This is a genomic window from Streptomyces sp. NPDC049887, from assembly GCF_040656535.1.
Taxonomy (GTDB): Bacteria; Actinomycetota; Actinomycetes; order Streptomycetales; family Streptomycetaceae; genus Streptomyces.
Genome location: NZ_JBFAMM010000012.1, coordinates 38,911 through 65,325, shown reverse-complemented (window position 1 = coordinate 65,325; position 26,415 = coordinate 38,911). Strand labels below are relative to the sequence as shown.

The 26,415-nt window shown below is 73.0% G+C and carries 22 protein-coding genes; 9 read left to right on the top strand and 13 right to left on the bottom strand.

Going from position 1 to position 26,415, the window contains the following annotated elements; genetic code table 11:
• Positions 1 to 170 precede the first annotated feature (170 nt).
• The 5 genes from AB0J10_RS16910 to AB0J10_RS16890 all read right to left on the bottom strand — a co-directional run bounded on the left by AB0J10_RS16910 (position 171) and on the right by AB0J10_RS16890 (position 7,519).
• The gene (locus AB0J10_RS16910; RefSeq protein ID WP_363062223.1) at positions 171 to 1,172 is read right to left on the bottom strand and encodes a TerC family protein; all 1,002 of its coding nucleotides are present in this window, start codon (positions 1,170 to 1,172) and stop codon (positions 171 to 173) included.
• A 376-nt stretch (positions 1,173 to 1,548) separates the two neighbouring features.
• A complete protein-coding gene (locus AB0J10_RS16905) occupies positions 1,549 to 3,507 on the bottom strand; it encodes a TerD family protein (RefSeq protein ID WP_363062221.1) in 1,959 nt (652 codons plus the stop codon).
• Between the two features lie 119 nt (positions 3,508 to 3,626).
• Positions 3,627 to 4,259 (bottom strand): TerD family protein, encoded by a 633-nt coding sequence (locus AB0J10_RS16900; RefSeq protein ID WP_269731047.1) that lies wholly within the window; start codon positions 4,257 to 4,259, stop codon positions 3,627 to 3,629.
• A 129-nt stretch (positions 4,260 to 4,388) separates the two neighbouring features.
• Positions 4,389 to 6,539: an excinuclease ABC subunit UvrB gene (uvrB, locus tag AB0J10_RS16895; protein ID WP_363062219.1), complete on the bottom strand. Its 2,151-nt coding sequence runs from the start codon at positions 6,537 to 6,539 to the stop codon at positions 4,389 to 4,391.
• Between the two features lie 98 nt (positions 6,540 to 6,637).
• The gene (locus AB0J10_RS16890) at positions 6,638 to 7,519 is read right to left on the bottom strand and encodes an MHYT domain-containing protein (protein ID WP_363062217.1); all 882 of its coding nucleotides are present in this window, start codon (positions 7,517 to 7,519) and stop codon (positions 6,638 to 6,640) included.
• 452 nt (positions 7,520 to 7,971) lie between these two features.
• Here AB0J10_RS16890 and AB0J10_RS16885 point away from each other — a divergent pair, with 452 nt between their 5' ends.
• Both AB0J10_RS16885 and AB0J10_RS16880 read left to right on the top strand, forming a co-directional pair.
• On the top strand, positions 7,972 to 8,508 hold the full coding sequence (locus AB0J10_RS16885; protein ID WP_363062215.1) for a methylated-DNA--[protein]-cysteine S-methyltransferase: 537 nt from the start codon (positions 7,972 to 7,974) through the stop codon (positions 8,506 to 8,508).
• Positions 8,509 to 8,597: 89 nt separating this feature from the next.
• A complete protein-coding gene (locus AB0J10_RS16880; RefSeq protein ID WP_363062213.1) occupies positions 8,598 to 9,878 on the top strand; it encodes an MFS transporter in 1,281 nt (426 codons plus the stop codon).
• Between the two features lie 16 nt (positions 9,879 to 9,894).
• Here AB0J10_RS16880 and AB0J10_RS16875 read toward each other — a convergent pair whose 3' ends face one another.
• The gene (locus AB0J10_RS16875) at positions 9,895 to 10,272 is read right to left on the bottom strand and encodes a cupin domain-containing protein (protein WP_363062211.1); all 378 of its coding nucleotides are present in this window, start codon (positions 10,270 to 10,272) and stop codon (positions 9,895 to 9,897) included.
• 215 nt (positions 10,273 to 10,487) lie between these two features.
• Between AB0J10_RS16875 and AB0J10_RS16870 the strand changes: the two genes are divergently transcribed.
• The 4 genes from AB0J10_RS16870 to AB0J10_RS16855 all read left to right on the top strand — a co-directional run bounded on the left by AB0J10_RS16870 (position 10,488) and on the right by AB0J10_RS16855 (position 14,725).
• Positions 10,488 to 11,342, top strand: coding sequence for a hypothetical protein (locus tag AB0J10_RS16870; RefSeq protein WP_363062209.1), 855 nt, complete (start codon positions 10,488 to 10,490; stop codon positions 11,340 to 11,342).
• The gene (locus AB0J10_RS16865; protein WP_363062207.1) at positions 11,326 to 12,714 is read left to right on the top strand and encodes a hypothetical protein; all 1,389 of its coding nucleotides are present in this window, start codon (positions 11,326 to 11,328) and stop codon (positions 12,712 to 12,714) included. The genes AB0J10_RS16870 and AB0J10_RS16865 overlap by 17 nt, the downstream gene beginning before the upstream one ends.
• Positions 12,715 to 12,869: 155 nt before the next feature.
• Positions 12,870 to 13,778 carry a pseudouridine-5'-phosphate glycosidase gene (locus tag AB0J10_RS16860; RefSeq protein WP_363062205.1) on the top strand — a complete coding sequence of 303 codons (909 nt, stop codon included), beginning with the start codon at positions 12,870 to 12,872 and terminating at the stop codon, positions 13,776 to 13,778.
• Positions 13,775 to 14,725 carry a PfkB family carbohydrate kinase gene (locus tag AB0J10_RS16855; RefSeq protein WP_363062203.1) on the top strand — a complete coding sequence of 317 codons (951 nt, stop codon included), beginning with the start codon at positions 13,775 to 13,777 and terminating at the stop codon, positions 14,723 to 14,725. The genes AB0J10_RS16860 and AB0J10_RS16855 overlap by 4 nt, the downstream gene beginning before the upstream one ends.
• 136 nt (positions 14,726 to 14,861) lie before the next feature.
• On the opposite strand, the gene AB0J10_RS16850 is transcribed toward AB0J10_RS16855, so the two are convergent.
• Together AB0J10_RS16850 and AB0J10_RS16845 are read right to left on the bottom strand one after the other, a co-directional pair.
• Positions 14,862 to 15,524, bottom strand: a complete 663-nt coding sequence (locus AB0J10_RS16850; RefSeq protein ID WP_363062201.1) for a uridine kinase — start codon at positions 15,522 to 15,524, stop codon at positions 14,862 to 14,864.
• 7 nt (positions 15,525 to 15,531) lie between these two features.
• The gene (locus AB0J10_RS16845) at positions 15,532 to 16,290 is read right to left on the bottom strand and encodes a helix-turn-helix domain-containing protein (RefSeq protein WP_363062199.1); all 759 of its coding nucleotides are present in this window, start codon (positions 16,288 to 16,290) and stop codon (positions 15,532 to 15,534) included.
• Positions 16,291 to 16,393: 103 nt separating this feature from the next.
• Between AB0J10_RS16845 and AB0J10_RS16840 the strand changes: the two genes are divergently transcribed.
• A complete protein-coding gene (locus AB0J10_RS16840; protein WP_363062197.1) occupies positions 16,394 to 17,605 on the top strand; it encodes a pyridoxal phosphate-dependent aminotransferase in 1,212 nt (403 codons plus the stop codon).
• Between the two features lie 476 nt (positions 17,606 to 18,081).
• Here AB0J10_RS16840 and AB0J10_RS16835 read toward each other — a convergent pair whose 3' ends face one another.
• Complete coding sequence (locus tag AB0J10_RS16835) at positions 18,082 to 18,813, bottom strand: hypothetical protein (protein WP_363062195.1); 732 nt, start codon at positions 18,811 to 18,813, stop codon at positions 18,082 to 18,084.
• A 116-nt stretch (positions 18,814 to 18,929) separates the two neighbouring features.
• Between AB0J10_RS16835 and AB0J10_RS16830 the strand changes: the two genes are divergently transcribed.
• Positions 18,930 to 19,589 carry a DUF2293 domain-containing protein gene (locus AB0J10_RS16830; protein ID WP_363062193.1) on the top strand — a complete coding sequence of 220 codons (660 nt, stop codon included), beginning with the start codon at positions 18,930 to 18,932 and terminating at the stop codon, positions 19,587 to 19,589.
• A gap of 156 nt (positions 19,590 to 19,745) precedes the next feature.
• Here AB0J10_RS16830 and AB0J10_RS16825 read toward each other — a convergent pair whose 3' ends face one another.
• The 4 genes from AB0J10_RS16825 to AB0J10_RS16810 form a co-directional block, all read right to left on the bottom strand.
• Positions 19,746 to 20,381, bottom strand: coding sequence for a chaplin (locus AB0J10_RS16825; RefSeq protein WP_363062191.1), 636 nt, complete (start codon positions 20,379 to 20,381; stop codon positions 19,746 to 19,748).
• Positions 20,382 to 20,599: 218 nt separating this feature from the next.
• Positions 20,600 to 21,937, bottom strand: coding sequence for an SWIM zinc finger family protein (locus AB0J10_RS16820; protein ID WP_363062189.1), 1,338 nt, complete (start codon positions 21,935 to 21,937; stop codon positions 20,600 to 20,602).
• On the bottom strand, positions 21,934 to 24,759 hold the full coding sequence (locus tag AB0J10_RS16815) for a DEAD/DEAH box helicase (protein ID WP_363062460.1): 2,826 nt from the start codon (positions 24,757 to 24,759) through the stop codon (positions 21,934 to 21,936). Before AB0J10_RS16815 ends, AB0J10_RS16820 begins: the two co-directional genes overlap by 4 nt.
• A 180-nt stretch (positions 24,760 to 24,939) precedes the next feature.
• The gene (locus AB0J10_RS16810) at positions 24,940 to 25,887 is read right to left on the bottom strand and encodes a slipin family protein (protein ID WP_363062187.1); all 948 of its coding nucleotides are present in this window, start codon (positions 25,885 to 25,887) and stop codon (positions 24,940 to 24,942) included.
• Positions 25,888 to 26,076: 189 nt separating this feature from the next.
• Here AB0J10_RS16810 and AB0J10_RS16805 point away from each other — a divergent pair, with 189 nt between their 5' ends.
• Complete coding sequence (locus AB0J10_RS16805; protein WP_363062185.1) at positions 26,077 to 26,412, top strand: hypothetical protein; 336 nt, start codon at positions 26,077 to 26,079, stop codon at positions 26,410 to 26,412.
• Positions 26,413 to 26,415: the final 3 nt, after the last annotated feature.

The window sequence follows — 26,415 nt, the reverse complement described above, 5'->3', positions numbered from 1 at the left end:
GCCGCGGAACCCGGAACAGCCGAAACCGGGACCACAGGATCCGGCCCGGCTCTTCGGAGACGGCGGGCGGCGGGCCGGGCACGACGGCGCCGGCCGGGTCGCGGAAGACCCGGCCGGCGCCATCGTGCAGTGCGCCGCGCGTGTCAGGGAGCACTCGGCGCACCGGGCGCTCAGGCCTCGACGCTGTCCTTCTCGGACGCGTCCGAGGCGTTGGCCTCCGCCTCCTGCTTCTCCTGCTTCCTGGAGGCGATGAGGCTGGTGATCGTGGTGACGATCAGAACGCCGCAGATGACCGCCAGCGAGAACGGGATGGAGATCTCGGGGACATGGACCCCGGACTCGTGCAGCGCGTGCAGCACCAGTTTGACGCCGATGAAGCCGAGGATCACCGACAGGCCGTAGCTGAGGTGGACCAGCTTCTTGAGCAGTCCGCCGATGAGGAAGTACAGCTGCCGCAAACCCATCAGCGCGAAGGCGTTCGCGGTGAAGACGATGTACGGGTCCTGGGTCAGACCGAAGATCGCGGGGATCGAGTCCAGGGCGAACAGCACGTCGGTGGTGCCGATGGCGAGCATGACGACCATCAGTGGCGTCAGCACCCGCTTGCCGTTGACGCGGATGAAGAGCTTGGTGCCGTGGTACCTGTCTGCGACGCCGAACTTCCGCTCGATGGACTTGAGGAGCCTGTTCTCCTCGAACTCGTCCTCGTCCTCGTCGGACCGCGCCTCCTGGATGAGCTTCCAGGCCGTGTAGATCAGGAACGCGCCGAAGATGTAGAACACCCAGGAGAAGTTGGCGATGATCGCGGCACCCGCGGCGATGAAGATGGCCCGCAGCACCAGAGCGATGAGCACACCGAACATCAGCACGCGCTGCTGGAGCTGCGACGGCACCGCGAACTTCGCCATGATCAGCACGAAGACGAAGAGGTTGTCGACGCTGAGCGACTTCTCCGTGATGTAGCCCGCGAAGAACTCGCCCGAGGCCTGAGTCTCACCGGCCATCAGCAGTCCGACACCGAAGATCGCCGCCAGGACGATCCAGACGATCGTCCAGATACCCGCTTCCTTGATCGACACGTCATGGGGCTTGCGCCCGATGAAGAAGTCGACCGCGATCAGGGCGGAGAGACCAAGAATGGTCACCAGCCACATGGTCAATGAAACGTCCATTGCGCCTCCGGCGTCGTACGGCTACTCACCAGCGTCGTCGCTGCCGGAGGTCTCTTCCACCCGGGTGGCTGGTCGCCGAACCGCGGGCCGGCGCCCCGGGACCGCACTGGGTCTGTCGGTCCGTACTGACGGGCACGCCGCAGGTGTGGGAGTACTCCCCTCCGCGCGGGAAACACTACCCGAAAGACCAAAGAAAGGTAAAGGCGAGGGTAATGGGGGGTCAAAGTTGCAGCTCAGGGAGGCGATCCCGGGCTCGTCCCGAGGGACGGACACGGGGGCGGCGGTGGGGCGGCTCCGGGCGCGGGGCAGCACAGGGGCGGGCCGTGCCCCGCGAGCAGGCGGCACACGGGGGCCGGAGCGCACCGGCCGCCGCGGGTCAGCGACGCCAGGTGCGCCGCGCCTCCGCGACCCTCGCCAGCACCGGCCCGAGCACATCGCTGCCCTCGGGCACCGACGGCGGCTCGTACGTCCAGGCGTGCTGGACCCATGGGTCGGCCAGGTGGTCGTCAGGGACCGGGGTGATCCGCAGCAGCGAGCGCCACAGCGGGTCGAGCACCGGCCCGTACGCGGAGGCGTCCTCCCGGTCGGCGACCATCAGCAGATGGACGCCGACCGCGGGCCCCTCGTCGGCGAGGTAGCGGAGCTGTGTGACGGCGCGGTCGTCGAAACCGTGCGGGAAGTCGTTGACGATCAGCAGTTGCTGGGCGGTGTCCAGATCCGGCGGAAGTGCGTCGGCCGCGCCCCCGCGCACGGCCATCTGCACCAGGTCCACGCGCTGCGTGAGCTTCGTCAGCATCGTGGAGACGCCCTGGGCCCCGGCCGCCGGCGGCCCGTCCAGCACGCCCGACCGCACCAGCGGGGCCAGTGAACGCGCCGCCGAACCCGCGGGGTCGATGACGTGCAGGGTGAACTCCCCGGCCGGGTAGACCGCGAGCAGCCGGGCCGCGTGGGCGACCGCGGTGTCCACGGCGAGCGCGCGCAGCCGCGCCTCGTCCAGCTTCCCGGCGGCGTCCGACGTGCCCCGGCCGCTGTCCACCCACAGCCCGCGCTCCAGCGGCAGCCGGACCAGCATCGGGATCCGGAGCTCGGGCCGCTCGGGCAGGTGGAGGTCGCCGAGGCGGAGCGCCATGGGGATCTCCATCGGGACGCGGTAGCCGTGCCAGACCGGGCTGTCCCAGCGGGCGAACGCCGGCGGCAGGGCGGGCTCGACGACCTCGGACTCCGCAGCCAGCTGGGTCAGATCGCGGTCGAGAACCTCTTGGGCGCGTCCCGTCAGCTCGTCGTGCCTGGCCCGGGCCGCCTCAAGGGCGCCGTCCCCCGCGCCGGCGATCCGGCTGCGCGGATCGGACAGGGCCCGGTCGAGCTCCTGGTCGAGCCGTGAGTCGGCGAAGTCCACCGCGCTGCGGTAGGCGGCCGTCGTCCGTGCCAGGTCCTCGAACATGCCCCAGACCTGGTTGTACAGCCGCTCCTCCAGGGACCAGCCGGTGGCGTCGCCCGCGACGGGCACCGGCGGCCGGCCGGGCTCGGCGGGCGGTACGGCCGGGGGCGGAGGCGGCGGCGCGGCGGACTGCCTGCGCGGATGCGAGTAGTCGACGGGGCCCCCGTGCGTCTGGGCCGGCGGCTGCGGTGTCGCCGGGCCCGAGGTCTGCGGACCCGTGCCCGAGGCGGCGCCCCGTGCCGGGCCGGGGTCGGGAGAGGGGCCGGTGTCGCCCGCGGTGGCGGCCGCGGCCGCGCCGTGCCGCACCTCCGTCGTCCGGGGCGGGGGCGTGCCGAGAGTGCGCGAGAGGCCGGGCGCGACTGCCTCGTGGACGACCGCGGCGAGTTCGCCGGCGCGGTCGAGGCCCTGGTCGGTGAGGCATGCGGCGAGCCCGCCCGCGTACCCCTGGCCGACGGCGCGGACCTTCCAGGCCCCCTGACGGCGGTACAGCTCCAGGGCCACGACGGCGGACTCGGTGTCCAGGCCGGTGACCGTGTAGCTCGCGATCTCGTCGCCGTCCGGGGGGCCGACGGAGACGAACGGGGCGGCGACGGCCCCGAAGCGCACGGGGCGCCCCGGCCCCATGGGCAGTGCCAGCAGCACCGTCAGCCGGTGCGCGGAGGCGGGTACGGCGTTCAGGTCGACGGCCAGCAGATGGTCGGCGGTGGCCTGGCGGGAGACCTCGACACCGGGCAGGGCCGGCTGGGCGGGGTGGGCGACCCACTCGGTGCCCGGGACCCGGCCGTGCTCGTCGCTCAACGCGGCGGCGGCCACGACCGGTTTGCCGGCGGACACCCGGATCTCGAGTCGGGTGTGGGGCAAGGGATGGTTCTGCCCCCTGACCAGCTCGGCCGTCATCGCCTCTGTCCCCCTCGGTGGTGTGCGGAACGGCTCCCGGCGGCCTGCCGCCTCCGGGAGCCGCGCGGTCACGGCGGCCGCCGCCGAGACCTCTGGTGCCGACGGACCTGCCCGCGTGCCTACAGGTGCGGCAGGATCGACGGCATCAGGTCCTGGAACGTACGGCCGTTGGCCGGGTTGCCCAGGGCGGTCATCTGCCAGCCGGAGCCGGCGCGGTGCACCTTGGCCATGATCTGTGCCGTGTACTGGCCACCGCCGTCCAGCGTGTAGCGGGCGAGTTCCTGGCCGTTGGTCTCGTCCACGATGCGGCAGAAGGCGTTCTGCACCTCCTGGAAGGTCTGGCCCGTGAAGGAGTTGACGGTGAACACGATCTGGTCGATGTGCACCGGCACCCGCTGCAGATCGACGAGGATCGCCTCGTCGTCGCCGCCCTGGCCGGCGCCGCCGACCAGGTTGTCGCCGGTGTGGCGGACCGAGCCGTCGTCGCTCACGAGGTGCCGGAAGAAGACCACGTCCACCGGCTGCTTGTCGGCGAAGAGCACCGCGGAGGCGTCCAGGTCGATCTCCCGGGTGCGCGACCCGAACAGTCCCCGGCGGGGGGCCGCCTGCCAGCCGAGGCCCATCCGCACCGCGGTGAGGGTGCCGCCGCCCTTCTTCTCCAGGCTGATGGCCTGTCCCTTGGTCAGATTGACGCCGGGACCCCCGGGCGCATTGCCCTTGGATACGTCCACCACGCGCTGTCCCCTCTCCATGGTTCCCCCGCAACCGTCCGTGTGTGCGGTTGCCTGCACCCTACGCAGTCGCTCCGACCGCGCAGCAGACCTGGTGTGTTTTTGTGGCGGTGTTGAGACACTGGCCGGGCCCGGGCAGCACCGCCCGGCTCAGGCGATGCCGGCTTCCTTCATCTGCCTCAGCTCCTTCTTCAGTTCGCCCACCTCGTCCCGCAGCCGCGCGGCCACCTCGAACTGGAGCTCCGCCGCGGCGGCCCGCATCCGGTCCGTCATCTCCTCGATGATCCCGGCCAGTTCGGCGGCCGGCCGGTCGCTCGTGATCGCGCCCTTGCCCGCCTTGCCCGCCTTGGCGCCCTTGGCGTCGGCGCCCTTGACCGCGTGCGCGGCGAGCGACGGTACGGGCGCCTTGGCTCCCTTGCCGTCCTTGCCCTGCCGATATCCCGTGCCGAGGAGCTGCTCGGTGTCGACCTCCTCGCGGGCGATGGTGGCGACGATGTCGTTGATCTTCTTGCGGAGCGGCTGCGGGTCGATGCCGTTCGCCTCGTTGTACGCGATCTGCTTGGCCCGGCGCCGGTTGGTCTCCTCGATCGCCTTCTCCATAGCCGGAGTGAGCTTGTCGGCGTACATATGGACCTGTCCGGACACATTGCGCGCCGCGCGGCCGATGGTCTGGATCAGCGAGGTGCCGGAGCGGAGGAAGCCCTCCTTGTCGGCGTCGAGGATCGCCACCAGCGACACCTCGGGGAGGTCGAGGCCCTCCCTGAGGAGGTTGATGCCGACCAGGACGTCGTACTCACCGGCGCGCAGTTCCCGCAGCAACTCGATCCGGCGGAGCGTGTCCACGTCGCTGTGCAGGTAGCGGACCCGGACGCCCAGCTCCAGGAAGTAGTCCGTCAGGTCCTCGGCCATCTTCTTGGTGAGTGTGGTGACGAGGACGCGCTCGTCCTTCTCTGTGCGCGTGCGGATCTCGTGCACCAGGTCGTCGATCTGGCCCTCGGTGGGCTTGACGACGACCTCCGGGTCGACGAGGCCGGTGGGGCGGATGATCTGCTCGACGGAGCCGTCGGCGCGGGAGAGTTCGTACGCGCCCGGGGTCGCCGAGAGGTAGACGGTCTGCCCGATCCGCTCCTGGAACTCCTCCCACTTCAGCGGCCGGTTGTCGAGCGCGGAGGGCAGCCGGAAGCCGTGCTCCACGAGGGTTCGCTTGCGGGAGGCGTCACCTTCGTACATGGCGCCGATCTGCGGCACCGTGACGTGGGACTCGTCGATGACCAGGAGGAAGTCCTCCGGGAAGTAGTCCAGAAGGGTGTTCGGCGGGCTGCCCGGGAGGCGGTCGTCGAAGTGCATCGAGTAGTTCTCCACACCGGAGCAGGTGCCGATCTGGCGCAGCATCTCGATGTCGTACGTGGTGCGCATGCGCAGCCGCTGGGCCTCCAGGAGCTTGCCCTGCTTCTCGAGCTCCGCGAGACGCTCCTCGAGCTCCCGCTCGATGCCGGTGATCGCCTTCTCCATGCGCTCCGGGCCGGCGACGTAGTGGCTGGCCGGGAAGACGTACAGCTCGTTGTCGTCGCTGATCACCTCGCCCGTGATCGGGTGCAGCGTGGAGAGTGCCTCGATCTCGTCGCCGAACATCTCGATCCGGACGGCGAGTTCCTCGTACACCGGGAAGATCTCGATGGTGTCGCCGCGGACCCGGAAGGTGCCACGGGTGAAGGCGAGGTCGTTGCGCGCGTACTGGATGTCCACGAAGCGGCGCAGCAACTGGTCGCGGTCGATCTCGTCCCCGACCCGCAGCGGCACCATGCGGTCCACGTACTCCTGCGGCGTGCCGAGGCCGTAGATGCACGAGACCGATGCGACCACCACGACGTCCCTGCGGGTGAGCAGGGAGTTCGTCGCGGAGTGGCGCAGCCGCTCCACCTCCTCGTTGATCGAGGAGTCCTTCTCGATGTAGGTGTCCGACTGCGGGACGTACGCCTCGGGCTGGTAGTAGTCGTAGTACGAGACGAAGTACTCGACCGCGTTGTTCGGCAGGAGCTCGCGGAACTCGTTCGCCAGCTGGGCGGCCAGGGTCTTGTTCGGCGCCATCACGAGGGTCGGGCGCTGGAGCTTCTCGATCATCCAGGCCGTGGTGGCCGACTTGCCGGTGCCGGTCGCACCCAGCAGGACGACGTCCTTCTCACCCGCGCGGACGCGCCGGTCCAGCTCGGCGATGGCCGCGGGCTGGTCGCCGCTGGGCCGGTAGGGGCTGACGACCTCGAAGGGCGCCATTGTGCGTTCGATCTCGGTAACGGGCCGCATGCCATCAACCGTACGACCCCCCACTGACAACCGGCCCGGACCGCTCACGACGGCCGCGCCGCGGGCCCGGCAGCTGCCACCGGGGCGTGGCGGGACCGTCAGGGCCGGCGGCCGCGCCGCACGCCCTGACGGTCCTCTCGGGGCGGCACCGCCCGCTGCGTCTGCTCGGCGTGGGAGGGCCGGCGCTGCGCGGGCACGCCCACGGCGGCGGGGCGCCCCACGACAGGAGCGTGCCGTATGTCGGGGCCGCCCGTGAGGAGCGCGGGGTCGGACATGACGATCACTGCCGCCAGGACCAGGAACACCACGGGCCCCACCAGCATCGGGGCCAGGAGCGCGAGCGGGCTGTCGCCGTCGGCCGGCGACGAGACGGTGTCGTGCACATGGACGGTGACGGCGGCCATGCCGGTGTAGTGCATGCCGCTCACCGCCACGCCCATCACCAGACCGGCACCGAGGCTCGACAGGAAGCCGCGGACCGAGACCGCCGCCCACAGCGCGGCCGTCGCCGCCACGACGGCGATCACCACCGAAAGGGCCACGGTCGGGGTGTCGTACTCGATCCGCCCACTGAGCTGCATGCCCGCCATGCCCAGGTAGTGCACGGTCGCGATGCCGAGGCCCGTGATCATGCCTCCGGTGACCAGGGCCATCGTGTTCGCGCCGCGATGGCCGACGACGAATGTCCCGATCGCGGTCATCACGACGGCGACGCCGAGGCTGGCGAAGGTGATCACGGGGTCGTAGCCGATCGGCACCCCGTCCACGGTGAAGCCCGTCATGGCGACGAAGTGCATCGTCCAGATCCCGGAACCGATGGAGACGGCACCGAGCACCAGCCAGCCCGGCCGTACGGCGCCGCCGCTCCGCAGGGCCCTGGTCGTGCAGCGCAGTCCGAGCACACCCCCCAGGCACGCCATGAGGTACGCGGCCACGGGCGTGACGAGCCCATGGCTGAAACCGTCCACTGTGCCGTGCATCGCGCTATGCCCTTCGCCCCATGTGTCGCCAGGTGTCCTCGTGCGTCCCGTCGAGAAGGCCGTCCCGGGCGAGCGTATGGCGAGCGCCCCGGCAAGCAAAGATCGGGAGGGAGATTTACCGCGAGGAAAGCGCGGACCGGGAACCGTGACGTGAGGGTTCCGTTCGGCTTGTGGCCGTTCTGCGACCGTACGTGATCGGTCCGCGAGCCCGTCGAACGCCGGCCGGTCCCGGGTCCGGCCCGCCGCGGTGGCCGAGCGCGTACCGGAACGCGAGCCGGCTGACGGGACAGGTGACGCGCGGGGTGCCGGGTGCCGCGGCCGGTGCCCACCCGTGGCCGGTCGACGCGCACGGCCCGGGCCCGCCCGGCGGTCCGAGCACCGGCCAGGGAGCCCGGTTCGGGGTTCTCCACAGGCCGGGGCGGCTGTCGGTGCCCGGCCGTACGGTGGTCCGCATGAAGAGCTTCGAGTGGACCGTCGTGGACTCGGACATCGGGCCGCTGCTGCTCGCCGCGACCGAGGACGGGCTGGTGAGCGTCGTCTTCCACGCCCGGGAGCCGGTGCGGGCCAGGGCAGTCGGCCGGCTCGCGGAGCGCCTGGGCCGCCGGGGGGTCGAGGACGCCCCCGGCACGGGACTCCTGGCCGAGCCGATACGCCTGCTCGCGGAGTACTTCGCGGGGCGGCGCCCGGAGTTCGGGCTGCCGCTGGACTGGTCACTGACGTCCGGCTTCAACCGCCGCGTACTGCGCGAGCTCGCGGAGACGGTGCCGTACGGCACGGTCGTGGGGTACGGGGAGCTCGCCGACCGGGTGGGGCGGCCCGGCGCCGCCCAGGCGGTGGGCGCGGCGATGGGATCCAACCCCCTGCCCCTGGTGGTGCCGTGCCACCGCGTGGTGGAGAACGACGGCCGCCTGGGCGGTTTCGGCGGCGGTCTCGAGACCAAGCGGAAGCTGCTGGCACTGGAGGGGGTGCTGCCGCAGCCGCTCTTCTGACCGTCCCGGGCCGCCCGGACCGCGTGCGGCGGCAGCGCGGGGCGGCGGCCGGGGTGCCGTGGACCCGATGTCACTGGCACACTGCGGCAGTGGCCAGTACCTCTCATGACGTGCCCATAGCCGCCGGCTCCGCGGACCTGCCCGCCCTGCGCCGCCGGATCACTCCGGTGCTGATCGCGAGCCAGATCCTCGGCGGTCTCGGGGTCGCGACCGGCATCGCGCTGGCCGCCGTACTGGCGCAGCAGGTCAGCGGGTCGGAGGCCCTGTCGGGCCTCGCCCCCACCGCGACGGTCGCCGGCACGGCACTGCTGTCCGTTCCGCTCGCCGCGCTGATGACCGCCCGTGGACGGCGTCCCGGGCTGGTACTGGCCTATGTGATCGGGTCCGCGGGCGCCGGCGTGGTGGTACTCGCATCGGTGCTCGGCAACTTCCCGCTCCTCCTCGTGGGCATGGCCGCCTTCGGGGCCGCCTCCTCGGCGAACCTCCAGGCGCGCTTCGCCGCAGCGGACCTCGCGGAGCCGGCGAGACGCGCCCGCGCCATCTCCCTGGTGGTGTGGGCGACGACGATCGGGGCGGTCCTGGGACCGAACATCGCCGCACCGGCGGGGCGGAGTGTCTCCGGGTCCGGGATCCCGGAGGCCGCCGGGCCGTTCGTCTGGGCGGCAGGGGTCTTCCTGATCGCGGCGGTGGTCGTCGCCCTGCTGCTGCGGCCCGACCCGCTGCTGACGGCCCGGGCACTCGCGCCGTCGGAGGAAGGGGACAAGCAGGAGCGGTCGCTGCGTGCCGGGGTCCGTGCCGTACGGGCGTCCGCCGGAGCCAGGCTGGCGCTCGTCACGGTCGCGATCTCGCACACCGCGATGGTCTCGATCATGTCGATGACCCCCGTCGCGCTGAGCCACCACGGCGCGGGAATCCAGCTGATCGGCCTCGTCATCAGCGGCCACATCGCCGGCATGTACGCGTTCTCACCGGTGATGGGCGTGCTGTCGGACCGTTTCGGCAGACTTTCGGTGATCGGACTCTCCGTGGGCCTGCTGTCGTGCGCCGCGCTGCTCGCGGGCACGGCGGGAGCCGGCCACGGCCGTACCGCGGCGGGTCTGTTCCTGCTCGGCCTCGGCTGGTCCGCGGGCCTGGTCTCCGGCTCCGCCCTGCTCACCGACTCCGTGCCGGGACCCGCCCGGGCGGCGGCGCAGGGCCTGTCGGACCTGACCATGAACGCGGCAGCGGGCATCGGCGGTGTCATGGCGGGGCTGATCGTGGCGCATGGAGGCTACGGTCTGCTCAACCTCGTCGCCGCGTGTCTGCTGCTGCCGCTCGCGGCGCTCGCCGTCCGCCGCTCCGTCACCCGTGGCGGCGCGGCAGACGACTGACCGCCCGCCGACGCCGTCACTGGCTGATGTGGTACGCCTTGCGCAGCGTCTCGTGGACCGTCCACGTCGTACGGTCGCCCTCCCGCAGCACACAGGCGTCGCCCGGCCCGATCTCCAGCGTGGCACCGCCCTCGACCTCGACCGTGGCGCGTCCGCTCACGACGACGAACAGCTCGTTGGCCTCGGTGTCGGTGACCACACCGGGCGTGATCTGCCAGAGGCCGCGCACCTGCTGCCCGTCCTCGGACTCCCACAGCACCTTGCCCGTCACCTCCGGGTTCCCCGAGACGATCTGTGCTGGGTCCAGGGGCTCGGGCTCCAGCTCCGCGTCCGGGATGTGCACGACAAACGAAGGAGAAGAAGGCCCGGCAACTGAGTGATCAAAGGTCGTCATGGCGGCTCACCTTAGCGGGCGAAAGATCCGCGGCGCGCGGCGAGCCGCCCCGGGAGGCACCGGGGCACGCGGCACCGTCGAGATACGCCCACAGCTGCCCACGCGCAAAGGCGTGCGACACCCACGGCAGCGCTTGCCCGAGTTCCCCCTCGTACAGGAAGCGACCACCGATGTCAGCAGTGCGCACAGGGCGTTGCCTCGCCCTCATCACGGCCGTGAGCCTTCTCTCCGCCCTCACCGCGACCGGACCGGCCGCCGCCGCGGAGCCGGCCGGCACCCGTGCGACGGCGGGGCACGCCACCGACCCCTTCCCGGGCCCCCTGCCCGGATCCGGGACGCGACGGGCGCCCGGCGCCTTCTACAAGCAGGCCCTGGACACCCTCGGTCCGCAGCGGCTCACCGCCGAGCAGCACCGGGTCACCGCCAGGAAGGAGGCGGAGGCCGCCGCATGGTTCGGGCGGCCCGCCAGCCGCGCCAAGCGCGCCGGCTACGTCGTCTCGGGCGGGCTGCACCAGTCCCAGCGGACGTCGTACTGGTGCGGCCCGGCCGCCCTGGTCATCACCCAGTCCGCGCACGACGAGGTCGGCGGGCGCTCCCAGCAGAGCGCGGCGGACCTCCTGAAGACCGATTCCAGCGGCACTGCCTGGTACGGGGTCGGCATCGACGTGGCGGAGCCGACCGGCTATCCGATGGCCGACGCCCTCAACCACCGTCTCCCCGGCGCCAACTACGTGCCGAGGTCGCTGCCGTACAGCCCGACGTCGGCCGACGTGGCGGACTTCCGGGAGCACATCGTCCACAACACGGACCACGACTACGCGATCGCCGGCAACGCCTGGGAGGTACCGGGCGGTCCGCACCTGGCCGGGCACCCGAACATCGAGATCTTCCACTGGATCGCCATCGACGGCTACAACGGCGACACGGACGCGCGGCAGGTCCGCTACCTGGACCCGGTCGGCGGGGTGAGCACCAGCGTGATCTCGTGGGCCGGCGGCGTCCCGAAGTCCGCCCGGATCTCCGCGGACACCATCACGACGATCATGGGTGGCCGTGGCTACGTCTGGTAGGCGCTCGGGCCGGGAGTCGCTGGCCGACAGGTCCCGTCCGGAGGGCGGGGCGCCGGGCCGTCCGGTGGGGCGGTGCGGCCGATGGGCCCGCGCCGGCTCACCACCGGAACGCCCGGCACCACCGAACCGCGCGGGCGCACCACGGGTTCCGGCGCTGCTCGGCTCGGCCCTGCTCGTCCTCGCCGGCCTGGGTTGCTCGCCGGCCCACAAGTCGGGCCCCACGGACCCCACCGCCTCCGCGGGGCCTTCGCCGTCCTCGTCGGGGCCGGCGCACGCGCTCCCGTCCGGCTCCGCCCGGACGGCTTCCCCGCCGGCCACCGTCGTCCGGGCGGCGTGCGAGGCACCCCTGCCCGAGAGCTGGCGGTCCGCGCTCGCGGCAGGCGAGTTCCGCGCGCCGGCGGGCCAGCGTGCGGTCCTCACCGAGGTCGGGCCCCGGGCCCGATGGACCGTCGTCCAGCTCTCCGACGGGCGGAGCCGCCGGGCGGCCGTCGTCGAGGCCGCCGAGGCACCGCGCACCCTGCTGACGTTCACCGATCCCGTCGAACACCAGCTCCTCGCGGCCGACGTCTCGGCGGACGGGCGGTGGACGGCGTTCGCGGTCCTGGAGGGCCGCACGCTGGACAGTCCGTGGTCGCTGTACGTGCAGGACGCCCAGGGCGGGATGCGCAGGCTCGCCCGGTCCACCCTCCCCGGCCCGCTCCCCCAGCCCGTCGTCCGGAACGGTTCGGTCTTCTGGGCTCAGGGCACGGGCAAGGGCCGGGCCACGATCTTCAGCAGTCCGGTCCGGCGGCCCGGCTCCGGGAACCGGGCGCCCTCACCGCGCGCCCTGCACTCCGGTGTGCTCGACGCCCCGTTCGCCGCGGGCAGGCTGCTGGTCTGGCGGGAGGCGAGCGCGGACGGACGGTCGACGCGGTTGTCGGCGCTGTCGTTCGCCACCCTGCGCCCCGCCGGACTGCCGGGGCCCCTCGCCGCACTGCGCGATCTGAGGTCTCCGGCCTCCGACGGCACCACCTGGGCCTGGATCGAGGACGGCGGGGACGGGGGTGAGCCGAGGCTGGTCGTCTGGCGGCAGGGGCAGCCGTCACCGGTGGCCCGGCTCACCGGTGCCCCCGCGGCCGAGGGGCTCGACCAGCTGCGCATCAGCGGTGAACTGATCACGTGGCGTACTCCGGAGGCCGCCTACGCACTGGACCTGCGTACCTCCGCGTACACCCGGATCACCCCGCAGTACGGCTACGCCCAGGCCAGAGCGGGCACGCTGGCCGTTGCCTACAACAGGGACCGGGAGAAGGGGCCGGGTGCGCGGTCGGTGATCCAGGTCGTGCGTGCGGATCGGCTGCCCCGACTGGCGCAGCCGCGCGACTGCGGCTGAGGCGGGGCACCGCGCGGGCCGCCGTGACCGGCCGGTGCGGGGGCGGTCGGCACCGGGGCCGCGGAAGCGGTGGTGGTCGGTCATGTCGGCCGGGACCGTGACGGAGCGCCTGCCGAAACGTTTGGGCACACCGCTGCCGTGCCAGGGATGTGGACATGCCCGAGACCACGCTGATGCTGTCCGAAGAGGTACGGGAGGCGCTTGACGCGCGTCGGCCCGTCGTCGCCCTGGAATCCACGATCATCGCCCACGGACTGCCTCGGCCGCGCAACCTGGCCGTCGCCGAGGAACTGGAGACGCTGGTCAGAGGCGCCGGCGCGGTGCCGGCCACGATCGCCGTACTGGACGGCAGGGCCCACGTCGGCCTGGGCAAGGACGAGTTGGAACGCATCGCCACGGACCCGGGGGTGCGCAAGTTCGGGCACCGTGATCTGGCACCCGCCCTCGCCGCCGGGGTCAGCGGGGCGACGACCGTGTCCGCCACGGCCTTCCTGGCGGCACGCGCCGGGATCCGGGTCTTCGCGACCGGCGGGCTCGGCGGGGTGCACCGGGAGTGGTCCGTCACCCAGGACGAATCGGCGGACCTGCGACTGCTCGCCAGGACCGGGATCACGGTCGTCTGCGCCGGGGTCAAGTCGATCCTCGACGTCCCGGCGACGCTGCAGCGTCTGGAGACCCTCGGGGTCGGCGTCCTCGGCTACGGCACCGGGCAGTTCCCCGGGTTCTATCTGTCCTCCTCCGGCCTGCCCGTCGACTGGACGGTCCGTACCCCGGAGGAGGTGGCGGAGGTGATGCGGGCACAGGAGGCGCTCGGCGGGCCGGACACGGCGCTGATCGTGGCCCGGCCGGTGCCGGAGGACGAGCAGCTGGACCCGGCACTGCACGACCGTGTGCTTGCGGAGGCGCTCGACGAGTGCCGGGAGCGGGGCATCGGCGGCCAGGCGGTCACACCGTTCCTGCTGGACTTCCTGATGAAACGCACGGGCGGCGCCTCGCTGGAGGCCAATCTGGCGGCGGTGCGCGGCAACGTACGGCTGGCGGCGCGGATCGCGGCCGCGCTGTGAGAACGGCAGCGGGCCGCGAGGAGCCGGCGGAGCCCCGTACGGCCGGAGCGCTGCTGGTCGTCGGGGACGTGGCCACGGACGTGGTGGCCCGCCACACCGAGCCGATCACGTACGGGACCGACACCGCGGCGGAGATACGGACGCTGCCGGGCGGTGCCGGCGCCAACGCCGCCTGCTGGGCGGCCTACTCGGGCTGTGCGGACGTGCGGCTGCTCGGCCGGGTCGGCGCAGGCGGCGCGGAGTGGCACGGCACGTTGCTGCGGAACTCCGGAGTCCGCCCGACGCTGATCCCCGACGAGGAGGCGCCGACTGCCACGATCGTCGCGCTGGTCGACGCGAAGGCCGAGCGGACCTTCCTCACCGACAGCGGAGCGGCGCTTCGGCTGTGCCCCGCCGACTGGTCGGCGGGTCTGCTGGAGGGAGTGGCCGCACTCCATCTCTCCGGGTACCTCTTCTTCTCCGAGCCCAGCCGGGAGCTGGCCGGACTGGCACTCGCGGACGCGCTCGAACGGGGTGTTCCGGTCAGCGTGGACCCGGCCTCGGCCGGGTTCATCGCCGCTCTGGGCGTGGACCGCTTCCTCCGGGAGACGGCGGGCGCCGCCGTCCTGCTCCCGAACGCGGACGAGGCCCGGACCCTCACCGGCCTCCCCGACCCCGCCGATGCCGCGGCCGAACTGAGCCGCCATGCACCGCTGGCCGTCGTCACGCTCGGCGCGGGCGGCGCGCTCGTCGCGGAGTCGGGCGCGGTGACGGCCCGGGTGGCCCCTGTTCCGGCGGCGGCGGTCGACTCCACGGGCGCGGGCGACGCCTTCACGGGCGCCTTCCTGGCCGCCCTGCTGTCGGGCGCGTCCCCGGTCGCCGCGGCGTCGGCGGGATGCCGTGCCGGGGCCCACGCGGTCACGGTGCACGGGGGCCGGCCGCCGGGAGGCGAGGGTACGCGGCCGTAGTCAACGGCCCGGCGCACCGGGGCACCCGCACCGCGCCCGCCGGAACCGCCCGGACCGTTCGGCCCGCCGGCGCACCACCGGGCCGGCCGTGCCCGTCAAACCGGAGCACGCGCGCCGCGAGTGTCCATGCCGCGCTTCACCCTTCGTTCGCGTCGGGGCCTTCCCACGGCGCGTTCCAGGCGGGGTGGCGCGGGTCGTCGGCACGGACCACCACGTCGGCGGACTCCGACGGCGAGACCTCGTGCCCGTAGCGCTCGAAGGCGGGCAGCGTCCACAGCTCGCCGGCGTCGGTGCGGCGGCGCAGGGCTCCGGGCGAGAGGTGCAGATGGACGGTCAGGTCGAAGGGGAACCAGTGCCCGAGGAGCAGCGGGCCGTGGAGCACCAGCACGCCGCCCGGCGGCAGTTCGCTGCGGGGGCTGCGTGTCGCACGGTCGGTGAGCGGGTCCCGGAGGTCCGGGAGCACCCGTCCGGAGCCGCCCGGCTCCAGCGGCCCGAACACCTCGCGCCAGAGCGCACCGGTGTCGAACCAGCCGTCGTAGAAGCTGTCGGGATCCTCGCGCCCGAGCTCGAGCCGCAGCGAGGCGGGGCGCAGGAACCCGCCCGTGCCCACCACCTGCACCGCCCGTCCGCGCAGCCGCAGAGCCTCGGCGAGGGCCCCGGCCGCACGCGCCGTGCCGGCCGCGGGGGCGCCGTCGACGGCGACGCGCAGCCAGGGGCTGCCGTCGTCGGCCCGCCTCTTCGCGACCCGGTCGGCGACGGCCTCGGTCAGCCGTTCCCAGGTGATCGGTTCCAGTCGCACCCGTCCATCATCGCTCCCGGCCGCCGGCCGGCTCCGCGCGGCCCCGCGGCCTGCCGCCGGACGTGCCGGCGAGTTCGCCGGCGTCCCGGCCGGTGCCCGGCCGCTCCCCGTCGGGCACTCCCGAGAACGCGGCTGCCGCGGCCCCGCCGCCGGAGACTCGGATGCGCCCGTCCCGTACGCCCTCCGCGACGCCGAGGTCACCCCGGCTGACGGCGAGGCAGGTGCCGCCGTCCAGCTCCAGCCGGGTGACCGGGGTCCCGGCGGGTGCCGGTCCGTCCCCGTAGCCGGACTCCCCGGAGCCTCCCGGAGCGAGCCGCAGATGGAACTTCCCCTCCGGGAGGCGCACTTCGACGGTGCCGGTCACGCCCGCCGCCTCCAGCCGGCGCAGCAGCGGGACGGCGGACCAGTGGGCCCGGACCGCGTCCGTCGGGCGGGGCCCGTCCAGTGCGGGCGCACCCCACTCGGCGAGGGCTCCGACCACGGGCAGCAACGACCGGCCGCGGTCGGTGAGTTCGTAGACGTACGCCGAGACGGGGGCGGGCAGCCGGCGGCGGGACGTGAGCCCGTCGCGCTCCATGTCCTTGAGCCGGGAGGCGAGTACGTCCGTGCTGACTCCGGGCAGATCGGCATGGAGATCGGTGTACCGGCGGGGGCCCGCCAGAAGTTCCCGCACGATCAGCAGCGTCCAGCGGTCGCCGACGGAGTCGAGGGCGCGGGCGACGGCGCAGTACTGGTCGTAGCTTCGGCGGCGTGGAGGACGGGGCATGCGGGGCAGTCTAGACCCGTTGTTGGACTTTCCAAGCTTTCACTTGGTAAAACCAAGCGACAGCGGGTACCACCGTCCGCGCCAGTCCTGGGGAGGCCTCCACATGGAGTTCCGGCAGTCGAGCAAGCTCAGCGAGGTCTGCTACGAGATCCGCGGCCCGGTGATCGAGCACGCCAACGCGCTGGAGGAGGCCGGCCACAGCGTGCTGCGCCTCAACACCGGCAACCCCGCGCTCTTCGGCTTCGAGGCGCCGGAGGAAATCGTCCAGGACATGATCCGGATGCTGCCGAAGGCCCACGGCTACACGGACTCCCGCGGCATCCTCTCCGCCCGGCGCGCCGTCGCCCAGCGCTACCAGGCCCTCGGGCTCACGGACGTCTCCGTCGACGACGTGTTCCTCGGCAACGGCGTCTCGGAGCTCGTGTCCATGGCGGTGCAGGCACTGCTGGAGAACGGCGACGAAGTGCTCGTCCCCGCACCCGACTTCCCGCTGTGGACCGCCGTCACGACACTCTCGGGCGGCAAGCCCGTCCACTACCTCTGCGACGAGGCGTCCGACTGGTACCCGGACCTGGACGACATGGCATCGAAGATCACCGACCGGACCAGGGCCGTCGTGATCATCAACCCCAACAACCCCACCGGAGCGGTGTATCCACGCGAGATCGTCGAGGGCATCCTGGACCTGGCGCGCCGCCATCAGCTGATGGTCTTCGCCGACGAGATCTACGACCAGATCGTCTACGACGACGCGGTCCACCACACCGCGGCCGCACTCGCCCCGGACCTGGTCGTCCTCACCTTCAGCGGACTGTCCAAGACCTACCGGGTGGCGGGCTTCCGCTCCGGCTGGCTGGTCGTCACCGGCCCCAAGCAGCATGCGCGCAGCTACCTGGAGGGGCTCACGATGCTCGCGTCGATGCGGCTGTGCCCCAACGCGCCCGCACAGTACGCCATCCAGGCCGCGCTCGGCGGACGCCAGTCCATCCACGAGCTCACCGCGCCGGGCGGACGGCTGCGCGAGCAGCGCGACCGGGCCTGGGAGCGGCTGAACGAGATCCCCGGCATCTCGTGCGTGAAGCCCAAGGGGGCGCTGTACGCCTTCCCGCGCATCGACCCCGAGGTGCACCCCATCCACGACGACGAGAGGTTCGTGCTGGACCTGCTGCTGCGGGAGAAGATCCAGGTGGTGCAGGGCACCGGCTTCAGCTGGCCGCGCCCGGACCACTTCCGCATCCTGACCCTGCCGCACGCGGACGACCTGGATGCCGCGATCAGCCGCATCGGGCGCTTCCTGAGCGGATACCGCCAGTAGGCGAGCCCGCCCGGCCGGGTGAACCGGGCGATGCGGGGCACGCCCGGAGGGCGGCCGAGCCGGGGGCTCACGGTGCACCGGGAGAACCGGACCCCGCCGCCCCGCACGGGCGGAAGGCGCCGGTGAACGGGAGCGGGCCCGGAGGCGTAGCCGGCCTCCGGGCCCTGTTGATGCCGCTCACATTCACACGCCGGCACGCTTGAGGACCCGGGTCAGTCGTCATTGCGCCGCGTCCTTCCTTTGGACCACCGCGGACCGAGCTCCGCGGGCCGGACTTGAACCGGCATCTCGACGCACCAGGGCCCGGGCCCGGTCGATCCGGCGATGAGCGGCGAATGCTGAGTCTGGAGCGAGAGTCTGAGATTCATCGCGACCGGTCTTCCGCCGGCCGCGCGGTTCACGACAAGCTTCAGCTTCAGCTTTGCGCTCCTCGCGCACCCCGGCCGTGGTGCGTGGTGGCCGGGGAGTACATGGGACTACCCGAAGAGGTAGCCGAACACGGCGTCGCCGACCCGCTGGTCGGTGACCTCCGCGCCGTTCGCCTCCTCACGGGCGAACTTCACCGCCTGCTGTAGCTTCTCCACCCGGTCCAGCAGCTCGTTGACCCGGCGGGCGGGCAGGGCACCGGAGAACTTCACGGTGGTCCAGTACCCCACCGGGATGTCCTCGTAGTACACCTCGACCTGCGCGGGGTGCTTCTCGGTCGCCTCCGCCTTGACATGGTTGCGGGGCACCTTCTTCGTGCGGACCGTCTTGACCGGCTCGGTCTTCCAGGAGTCGGTGGAGGGGTCCTGGGTCCAGGACTCCGCCGCGTCCAGCACCGGGAGCTTGCGCACGAAGGTGTTGATGTCCGTGAGCTGCTTCTCCAGGAAGAGGAGGTACGCGACGGGTACGCCGGCGACCAGGACCCGCCCGTCGACGGTGACGTCCGCGCGGGCCGTGCAGTTCGCCCAGTCCTTGGTGGCGGTCACGTCGAACAACCGGGTCAGCGTCCTCGCGGTGTCGCGCAGCACGTCCTCGGCCTTCACCTGCACCAGCGTCGACTCGGGCGGAAGCTGCTCGCCGTCCTCGTCCTTGGGCTGGTAGGTGCGGGCGATTCCGGCGAGCAGGGCCGGCTTCTGGAGGCCGTGATGAGCCGTCGTCAGGTCCTGGTGCGCCTTGGACTTGACGCCCTTCTCCACTGCGATGATCTGATTGAGTTTCGCCACGACCGGGAAGTTAGCAAGACCGACGTCCTTCTCTCGAACGATTATTGGACGGCCGTCATCTGTCAGCTGTCGTTTCCCTTTCGTGTGGCGTTCCCCGGGGAGGGGGCGAGGGCCCGGTGGATCCGCTCGTCGTCGTCGAGCCGCTGAAGCGGCGCCATTGCGCGGAATGCCGGCGGGGACCGCTGGAGCGGCTGGTGCTGGAGTTCAACGCCCCGCGTTGCCTCGACTGCGCGGACCTGGGCCATCTGGTCTTCCTGGCGCGCGGTGACGCGGCGCTGACCCGTCGGGCGCGCGAGGCGAGTTCCCTGTGGGCCGTCGTCGTACGGCACAACAGGCAGCGCACCCGGTACGAACGGCAGGGCCTGCTGGTGGAGGAGGCGGCGCTGGCACGTGCGGAGGCGGCGTGCCTGGCCGACGCGGAGGCGCGGGCACGCCGGCGGGAGCGGGACGCGGCCCGGCGGGCGGCGGAGGACGTCCGGTTCACCGCCCGGCTCACCGCGGAGATCCTGCGGCTCTTTCCGTCCTGCCCGCCGGACCGCGCGCTGGACGTGGCGGCGCACACCTCGGTGCGGGGCAGCGGGCGGGTGGGCCGTACCGCGGCCGGCCGCGCCCTGGACGAGGGCGCGGTCACGGCGGCAGTGCGGGCGTCGGTACGCCATCGGGACACGCCGTACGACACGCTGCTGATGCGGGGTGTCCCCCGCCACGAGGCCCGCCGGCGTGTCGCCGCTGCCGTCGACACGATGCTCACGGCCTGGCGGGCGACGCCGCCGTGAGGGCCTGGGCGTCCGGAGCGGATGGTCACCGGGGGCTGCGGGGGCGGAGGGTTTCCGTGGCGGGGCGCGCGGCGGGGCCGCGGGCGGACCCGCACGGTTCCGGACCGGGCGGCAGGAGCAGCACGGGCCCGGTGTGCCACGCTGACGACGACGCGGCTACGCCGAGGCGCGGGACCGGCGGAACAGCACCGCTCCGCCCAGGACCAGGGCCGCGCCCGCCGGGAGGGTGAGGCCCAGAGACGCCGGTGTGCCGGTCTCGGCGAGGTGGACCGGGCCCTGCTGGGCCTCCAGGTCGCGCGTGGCGGGGCGGACCTCCGACGGTGTGACCGCCTTCGGCGGCGTCACCTGCCGGGGCGGGGCCGGCGGGGTGGCGGAGTTCGAGGAGGAGTTGCCGGCCGCGGCGTTGCCGATGCCGACGACGTTCACGGAGTTGCCGGTGACGTTGACGGGGACGTCGACGGGCAGCTGGACCGCGTTCCCGGACAGGACTCCGGGAGAGTCGTCCACGATCGTCTCGGCGACCGCTCCCCCGCCCGTCGCGCCGTCGCCGCCTCCTTCGTTCTCGCAGCTGTTGCCGACCGCCGGGTTCAGCAGACCGATCACGTTCACGGTGTTTCCGCACACGTTCACCGGCACATGGACCGGGATCTGCACGGTGTTGCCGGAGATCAGGCCCGGTGATCCGGCGGCGCTCCCGTGCGCGCCCGAGTCGGCGTGGGCGGCCCCGGCGGCGGCCAGCGCGCCGCCGGTGACCATCGCTGCGACCAGACCTGTTCGGCGAATGTGCCTCATGGATTCCTGCCTTCCGGTGGATGAACACGGGTGCTCACCCGCACCGGAAATAACGTCATGGAGCCGACCGGGTTATGGCCGCGATGCGTTTCACCCCTTCGGGTGGGGTGAGGCAGAACTGTTCAGCACCGTGGGCGTGTTCGGCTCTTGGCGTCGCGGTTCTGGCCTCGGCGCCGGTGCGCGCGCTCGGTGGGGTGGTGGGCGCGCCCGGCCGGTGGTCAGCGGCCGAGCAGGGTCGCGAGGGCGCCCACCGGGTCCTCGTCCGGTGTGCCCCGCGGCCACCAGTCGTCCCGGCCGGGGTCCGACTCGTATCCGTACCACAATCCGTCGCGGCCGAGGCGAAGTTGGAGGGAGGAGGTGGAGAGGCGATTGCGCCGGGGGCGGAAGTGCGGGAAGTCCGCGGCGGCGAGGGCGGGGCGGGCCCGGTCGAAGGGGCCGGCGGGCGGGTCCCATTCCTCTTCCAGGGCCGCGAGCCCCGCGAGTCCGCCCTGGCGCCAGGCGGCCACGGCGCGGGCCAGGTCGGTGGGGGTGCGGCCGTCGGCGCGGGCCAGCGCGGTGTACAGCGCGCGGGTGGACGCGGTCAGCCCGGATCCTGGGTGGGCCGCGGCGAGCCGGACCGCGTCCTGCCAGAGGCCGAGGCCGCCCACCGGGTCCCTGCCGGTGCGCAGGGTGGTGTGGGCGCGGGCCGCGGCCTCGCCGGCGAGGAGGTCGAGGGTGAGGGGGTCGGGTGCGCCGGCGACCTGGGGGTACACGGGTGGGCGCCCGGGTTGCGGTGGTGCGGGCAGCGGGGGTGGGAGCGGGGGGCGGGTGCGCGGGGCGAGGGCGTCGCGTGCGCGCACCGTGGCGAGGGCCGGGGCGGCGCCGTCGCCGGCGTGGTGTTCCGTGGGGGCGGTGCGGCGCCGGGTGTGTTCGGCCGCCGAGCGGGCGGCGTTGCGCCGGGTGAGCTCGGCGAGGATCTCCTGCTCGCCGCGGCCGCGCATCAGGAACAGTACGAAAGGGTCCCCGTCGAGGATCCTGGCGGTCTGGTAGCAGAGTGCCGCGGCGTGTTTGCAGGGGAACCCGTCGTCGGGGCAGGAGCAGTCGGGGATCAGGTCTCCGGGCGCGGGCAGCAGGTCGGCGGCGGACGCGAGGGCGTGCGGGACGTCCTTGTCGAGGAGGGCCGCGATGTGGTCCGGGCGGGCCGCCGCGGTGTCCAGCAGCCGCTCCCAGTCGTCGCCGCCGAGGGTGCGCAGCCGGATCTCGGCGCGGTAGGGGCGCGGCCGGGAGCCGTGGACGTAGGCGACGACTCTTCCCGGGGTCACGGTGATCGCGTCGACGTGGCCGCGTCCGGCGTATGCCCGGCCGCGGGTGAGACGGGCCGGGTCGAGGGCGGTGTCCTCCAGGGCGTCCACCCAGGCGTTGCCCCACCAGGAGGTGGCGAAGCCGTCCTTGCCGGGGCGGGGGGCGAGGGCGGGGAACGTGCGCCGCCGGTCGTCCGGGCGGTGCGGGTCGTCCGGTGCGGGCCGGCCGGTGCGGTGCGGGCCGGCCTGTGTGCGGCGGGGCGTGGCCGGGGTCATGACGGCCTCCTGAGGGACACGAGGTCGGCCAGTTCGCGGTCGGTGAGTTCGGTCAGGGCGGCCTCGCCGGAGCCGAGGACTGCGTCCGCCAGGGCCCGTTTCGACCGGAGGAGTTCGGCGATGCGGTCCTCGACCGTGCCTTCGGTGATCAGCCGGTGGACCTGGACGGGCCGGGTCTGCCCGATGCGGTGGGCTCGGTCGGTGGCCTGGTCCTCGACCGCCGGGTTCCACCAGCGGTCGTAGTGGACGACGTGGCCGGCCCGGGTCAGGTTGAGTCCGGTGCCCGCCGCCTTGAGGGAGAGGACGAACACGGGGATCTCGCCGGACTGGAAGCGGTCCACCATCCTCTCCCGCTCCGGTACGGGGGTGGAGCCGTGCAGCAGCTGGGACGGGATCGCCCGGGAGGCCAGATGGTCCGTGATGAGGCGGGCCATCGCCACGTACTGGGTGAAGACCAGCACGGACTCGCCCTCGGCCAGGATCGTGTCGAGCAGTTCGTCCAGCAGTGCGAGTTTGCCGGAACGGGCCGTGAGGCGGGGCCGGTCCTCCTTCAGGAACTGCGCCGGGTGGTTGCAGATCTGCTTGAGCGAGGTGAGCAGTTTCATGACGAGGCCGCGGCGGGCGATGCCTTCGGCGGTCTCGATCCGGGCCATGGTCTCCCGGACGACCGCCTCGTAGAGCGACGCCTGTTCCCGGGTGAGGGGGACGGGGTGGTCGGACTCGGTCTTCGGCGGGAGTTCGGGCACGATGCCGGGGTCGCTCTTCCTCCGCCGCAGCAGGAAGGGGCGGACGAGCCGGGCGAGACGTTCGACCGCTTCGTCGTTGCCGGTGTGCTCGCTGTTCTCGACGGTGCGGGCGTGGCGGGCGCGGAAGGCCTTCAGTGGCCCGAGCAGTCCCGGCGTGGTCCAGTCGAGGAGGGACCACAGTTCGGAGAGGTTGTTCTCGACGGGGGTGCCGGTGAGGGCGACGCGGGCCGGGGCGGGAATGGTGCGCAGGGCCTTGGCGGTCGCGGAGAAGGGGTTCTTGACGTGCTGGGCCTCGTCGGCGACGACCATGCCCCAGTCCCGGGCGGCGATCTCCGCGGCGCTGGTGCGCATCGTGCCGTAGGTGGTGAGGACGAAGCCGCCGGGGCCGGTGTCGAGGCTGCGTGCCTGGCCGTGGAAGCGGCGGACGGGCACTCCGGGTGCGAAGCGTGTGATCTCCCGCTGCCAGTTGCCGAGCAGGGATGCGGGGCAGACGACGAGTGTGGGGGCCGTGCGGGCCCGGTGCTCGGCGCGGTGGAGGTGGAGCGCGATGACGGTGACGGTCTTGCCGAGGCCCATGTCGTCGGCGAGGCAGCCGCCAAGGCCCAGTGAGGTCATCAGGTCGAGCCAGGCGAGGCCGCGGAGCTGGTAGTCGCGCAGGGTGGCGGCGAGGGCGGTGGGCTGGGCGAGGGGGGCCGGGCCGTGGGTGAGCCGGTCCCTGAGGGCGGCCAGCGCGCCCTCGGGGACGGCTTCGACCCTCTCGCCGTCGACCTCGGCGGTGCCGGTGAGTGCCGCGGCCAGGGCGTCCACCGGTTCCAGCAGGCCGAGTTCGCGCTTGCGGGCCTTGCGTACGAGGTCGGGGTCGACGACCACCCACTGGTCGCGCAGCCGGACGATGGGCCGGTGGGACTCGGCGAGGGCGTCCATCTCCTGCTCGGTGAGGGGGTCGCCGTCGAGCGCGAGCCGCCAGTCGAACCGCAGGAGCTGCCGGCTCTCGAAGAACGGCGTGCCGTCGGTGGCGGAGCCGGGCGCGGTCGGGCGGACGACCGCCGTGGCGCTGAGGGTCCTGGCGAGTTCCCTGGGCCAGTGCACGACGATCCCGGCGTCGGCGAGGCGGGTGGCTGCCGGGCCCAGCAGCTCGTACAGCTCGTCCTCGGTGAGGGGCAGGACGTCGGGCACCGCGCGCTCGAGGAGCCGGCCCAGCGGGGGCCAGACGCGGGCGGCGCGGCGCAGGGCCAGCACGGTGTCGACGCGGGCGCGGGGGCCGAGGTGCTCGTCGCCCTCCCCCGCCCACAGACCTGCGGCGTCGACGACGAGTGTGGGGTCGGCGAGGCTGTGCACCTGGACGAGGGCTGCCGCGGCCTGCCGGCCGTCTCGGCCGTCCTCGGACGTGTCGAAGAGTTCGTGGGCGGCCAGGTCGAGACGGAGGGAGATCCGGACGCCGGCGTCCATGCCGGCCGCGGCCTGTGCCGCCCATTCGCGGGCGTGCGGCAGATGCTGCGGTGCCGTGGCGGCGAACGGCCCGCCGGCGGCGTGCTCGGCGGCGGGGGTGCGGGGCAGGCTGTCCGCGACCGCGTCGAGGAATGCTCTGATCAGGGCTTCGGGCTCGGGCAGCCGGAGTGGCCGCAGCCCGGGGAGGGGGGTGGCGTGCGCCTCGGCCGGCATGGCGGCGGCGATGGCCCTGAGCTGGGCGATGTCGTCGGCGTCGAGTGGCCCGGCGCGCCAGGCGTCGTGGTCGGTGGGTGTCAGGCCGGGGAGCAGTCTGCCGCGTGCGACGAGGTGCAGGGCGTGCAGGGCGGCGGCGCCCCAGCAGGCCGTGGCGGGGTGGGCGGCGGTGTCGTGCCGGGTGCCCGCGAGGATTGGCACGGCGTCGGCGACGGGCAGCAGCAGTGCGGGGACGGTGCGGCTGCGGATCCCGGTGCCGTGTCTGCGGACGACGGTGATCTCGCCGGGGACGGCGGGGGTGTCTCCCGCGGTGGCGCCGTCGGGCAGCGGCTTCCCGTCGGGGCTCCAGAAGGCGATCCGTCCGTCGCGGGGCAGGGCCGCGGGACGGAAGACGGCGGCGAGGGTGTGCAGCATGCCCGGGGCGTCTCCGTTCCGCTCGGTCGTACGGGCGGCGCGAGGTGGCCGCGCCATGGGTGAACGACCTTACGGGTCGGGTCCGACAATGCGTCCTTCCCCCGTGGGGGGCGGATACCCGGCGGGGGTCGGGGGGCGGGTGCGCGGGGTCGGGACCGCTGCTGCCGGGCGGGCGGAGTCTCATCTCCTTCCGTCGTCCAGGGACTCGTGGCCGCCGTGTGCCTGGTCGCCGAGGGCGGCGGGGCTCTCCGGGACGGCCGGCAGCGGGAGGTCCGGCATGGCGGGTATGGCCGTCGAGTTGGTCACCGGTGCGTTCAGCGGCGGCTTCACCGCGTGTTCCTCGTGGTGGTGCTCGGCGTCCCGGTCGGGGGCGGAGCCGCGTTCCAGGAAGCGCAGCAGTTCGACGGGGATGGGGAGGACCAGGGTGGAGTTCTTCTCGGCGGCGACCGCCATGACGGTCTGGAGCAGGCGCAGCTGCAGTGCCGCCGGGGTCTCGGACATCTGGTGGGCCGCCTCGGCCAGTTTCTTGGAGGCCTGGAGTTCGGCGTCCGCGTTGATGACGCGTGCCCGGCGCTCCCGGTCGGCCTCCGCCTGGCGTGCCATGGAGCGCTTCATCGTCTCCGGCAGCGACACGTCCTTGATCTCGACCCGGTCGACGCTGACGCCCCAGCCGAGCGCCGGGCTGTCGATCATGAGTTCGAGACCCTGGTTGAGTTTCTCCCGGTTGGAGAGGAGGTCGTCCAGTTCGCTCTTGCCGATGATCGAGCGCAGCGACGTCTGGGCCATCTGGGAGACGGCGAAACGGTAGTCCTCGACCTTCACGAGGGCGTCGGGCGCGTCGACCACCTTGAAGTAGACGACGGCGTCGACCCTGACCGTGACGTTGTCCCTGGTGATGCCCTCCTGCGCGGGCACGGGCATCGTCACGATCTGCATGTTGACCTTGTGCAGCCGGTCCACTATCGGGATGATCATGGTGAATCCGGGGCCGCGGACCCGGTCGCGCAGCCGGCCCAGGCGGAAGACCACGCCCCGTTCGTACTGTTTGACGACCTTGGCCGCGGCCATGACGTAGGCGGCGCACGCGGCACCCGCCGTGACACCGATCGCCACGAGATCCTCAACCATCACGGCACCCCCTGCAGTTTCACGCGTCCGGGAGGTTCGGTCTGTGATTCAACGGTATTCCTGTCCGGTGCGGTGGTCGAGCGCCATGCGGGGTGGGGTGTCCCCTGAGCGGGCGCACCCGGCGTGCGGATCCCCGAGGACGTCCGGCAGGGTCTGAGCAGGAGTCCGCATCACAGACGGGGACCAGTCATGGCCGATCACCGGCGCCTCGGCATCGCCGCCGGGGCAGTGCTTCTGACCGCCGCCCTCACGGGCTGTTCCGGCCTGGGCCGGACCGCCGTGGGCACCGTGAACTACGAGGCCGGCGAGGACCGCGTCGTCACGGTGTCCAATCCCGTGGTCACCGGCTGTCACAGGCTCCTCCCGGCCGGCGCGGTGCGTATCGAGAACGCGACGCTGATCGATCTCATCGCGTACCGGACACCGGACTGCACGGGCGGCGACACGGCGTACATCGCGACGACGCTGTTCGACAACATCGCCCCCGGCACCCAGCCCTGGCGCAGCTACCGCTGGGTCCACTGAGCA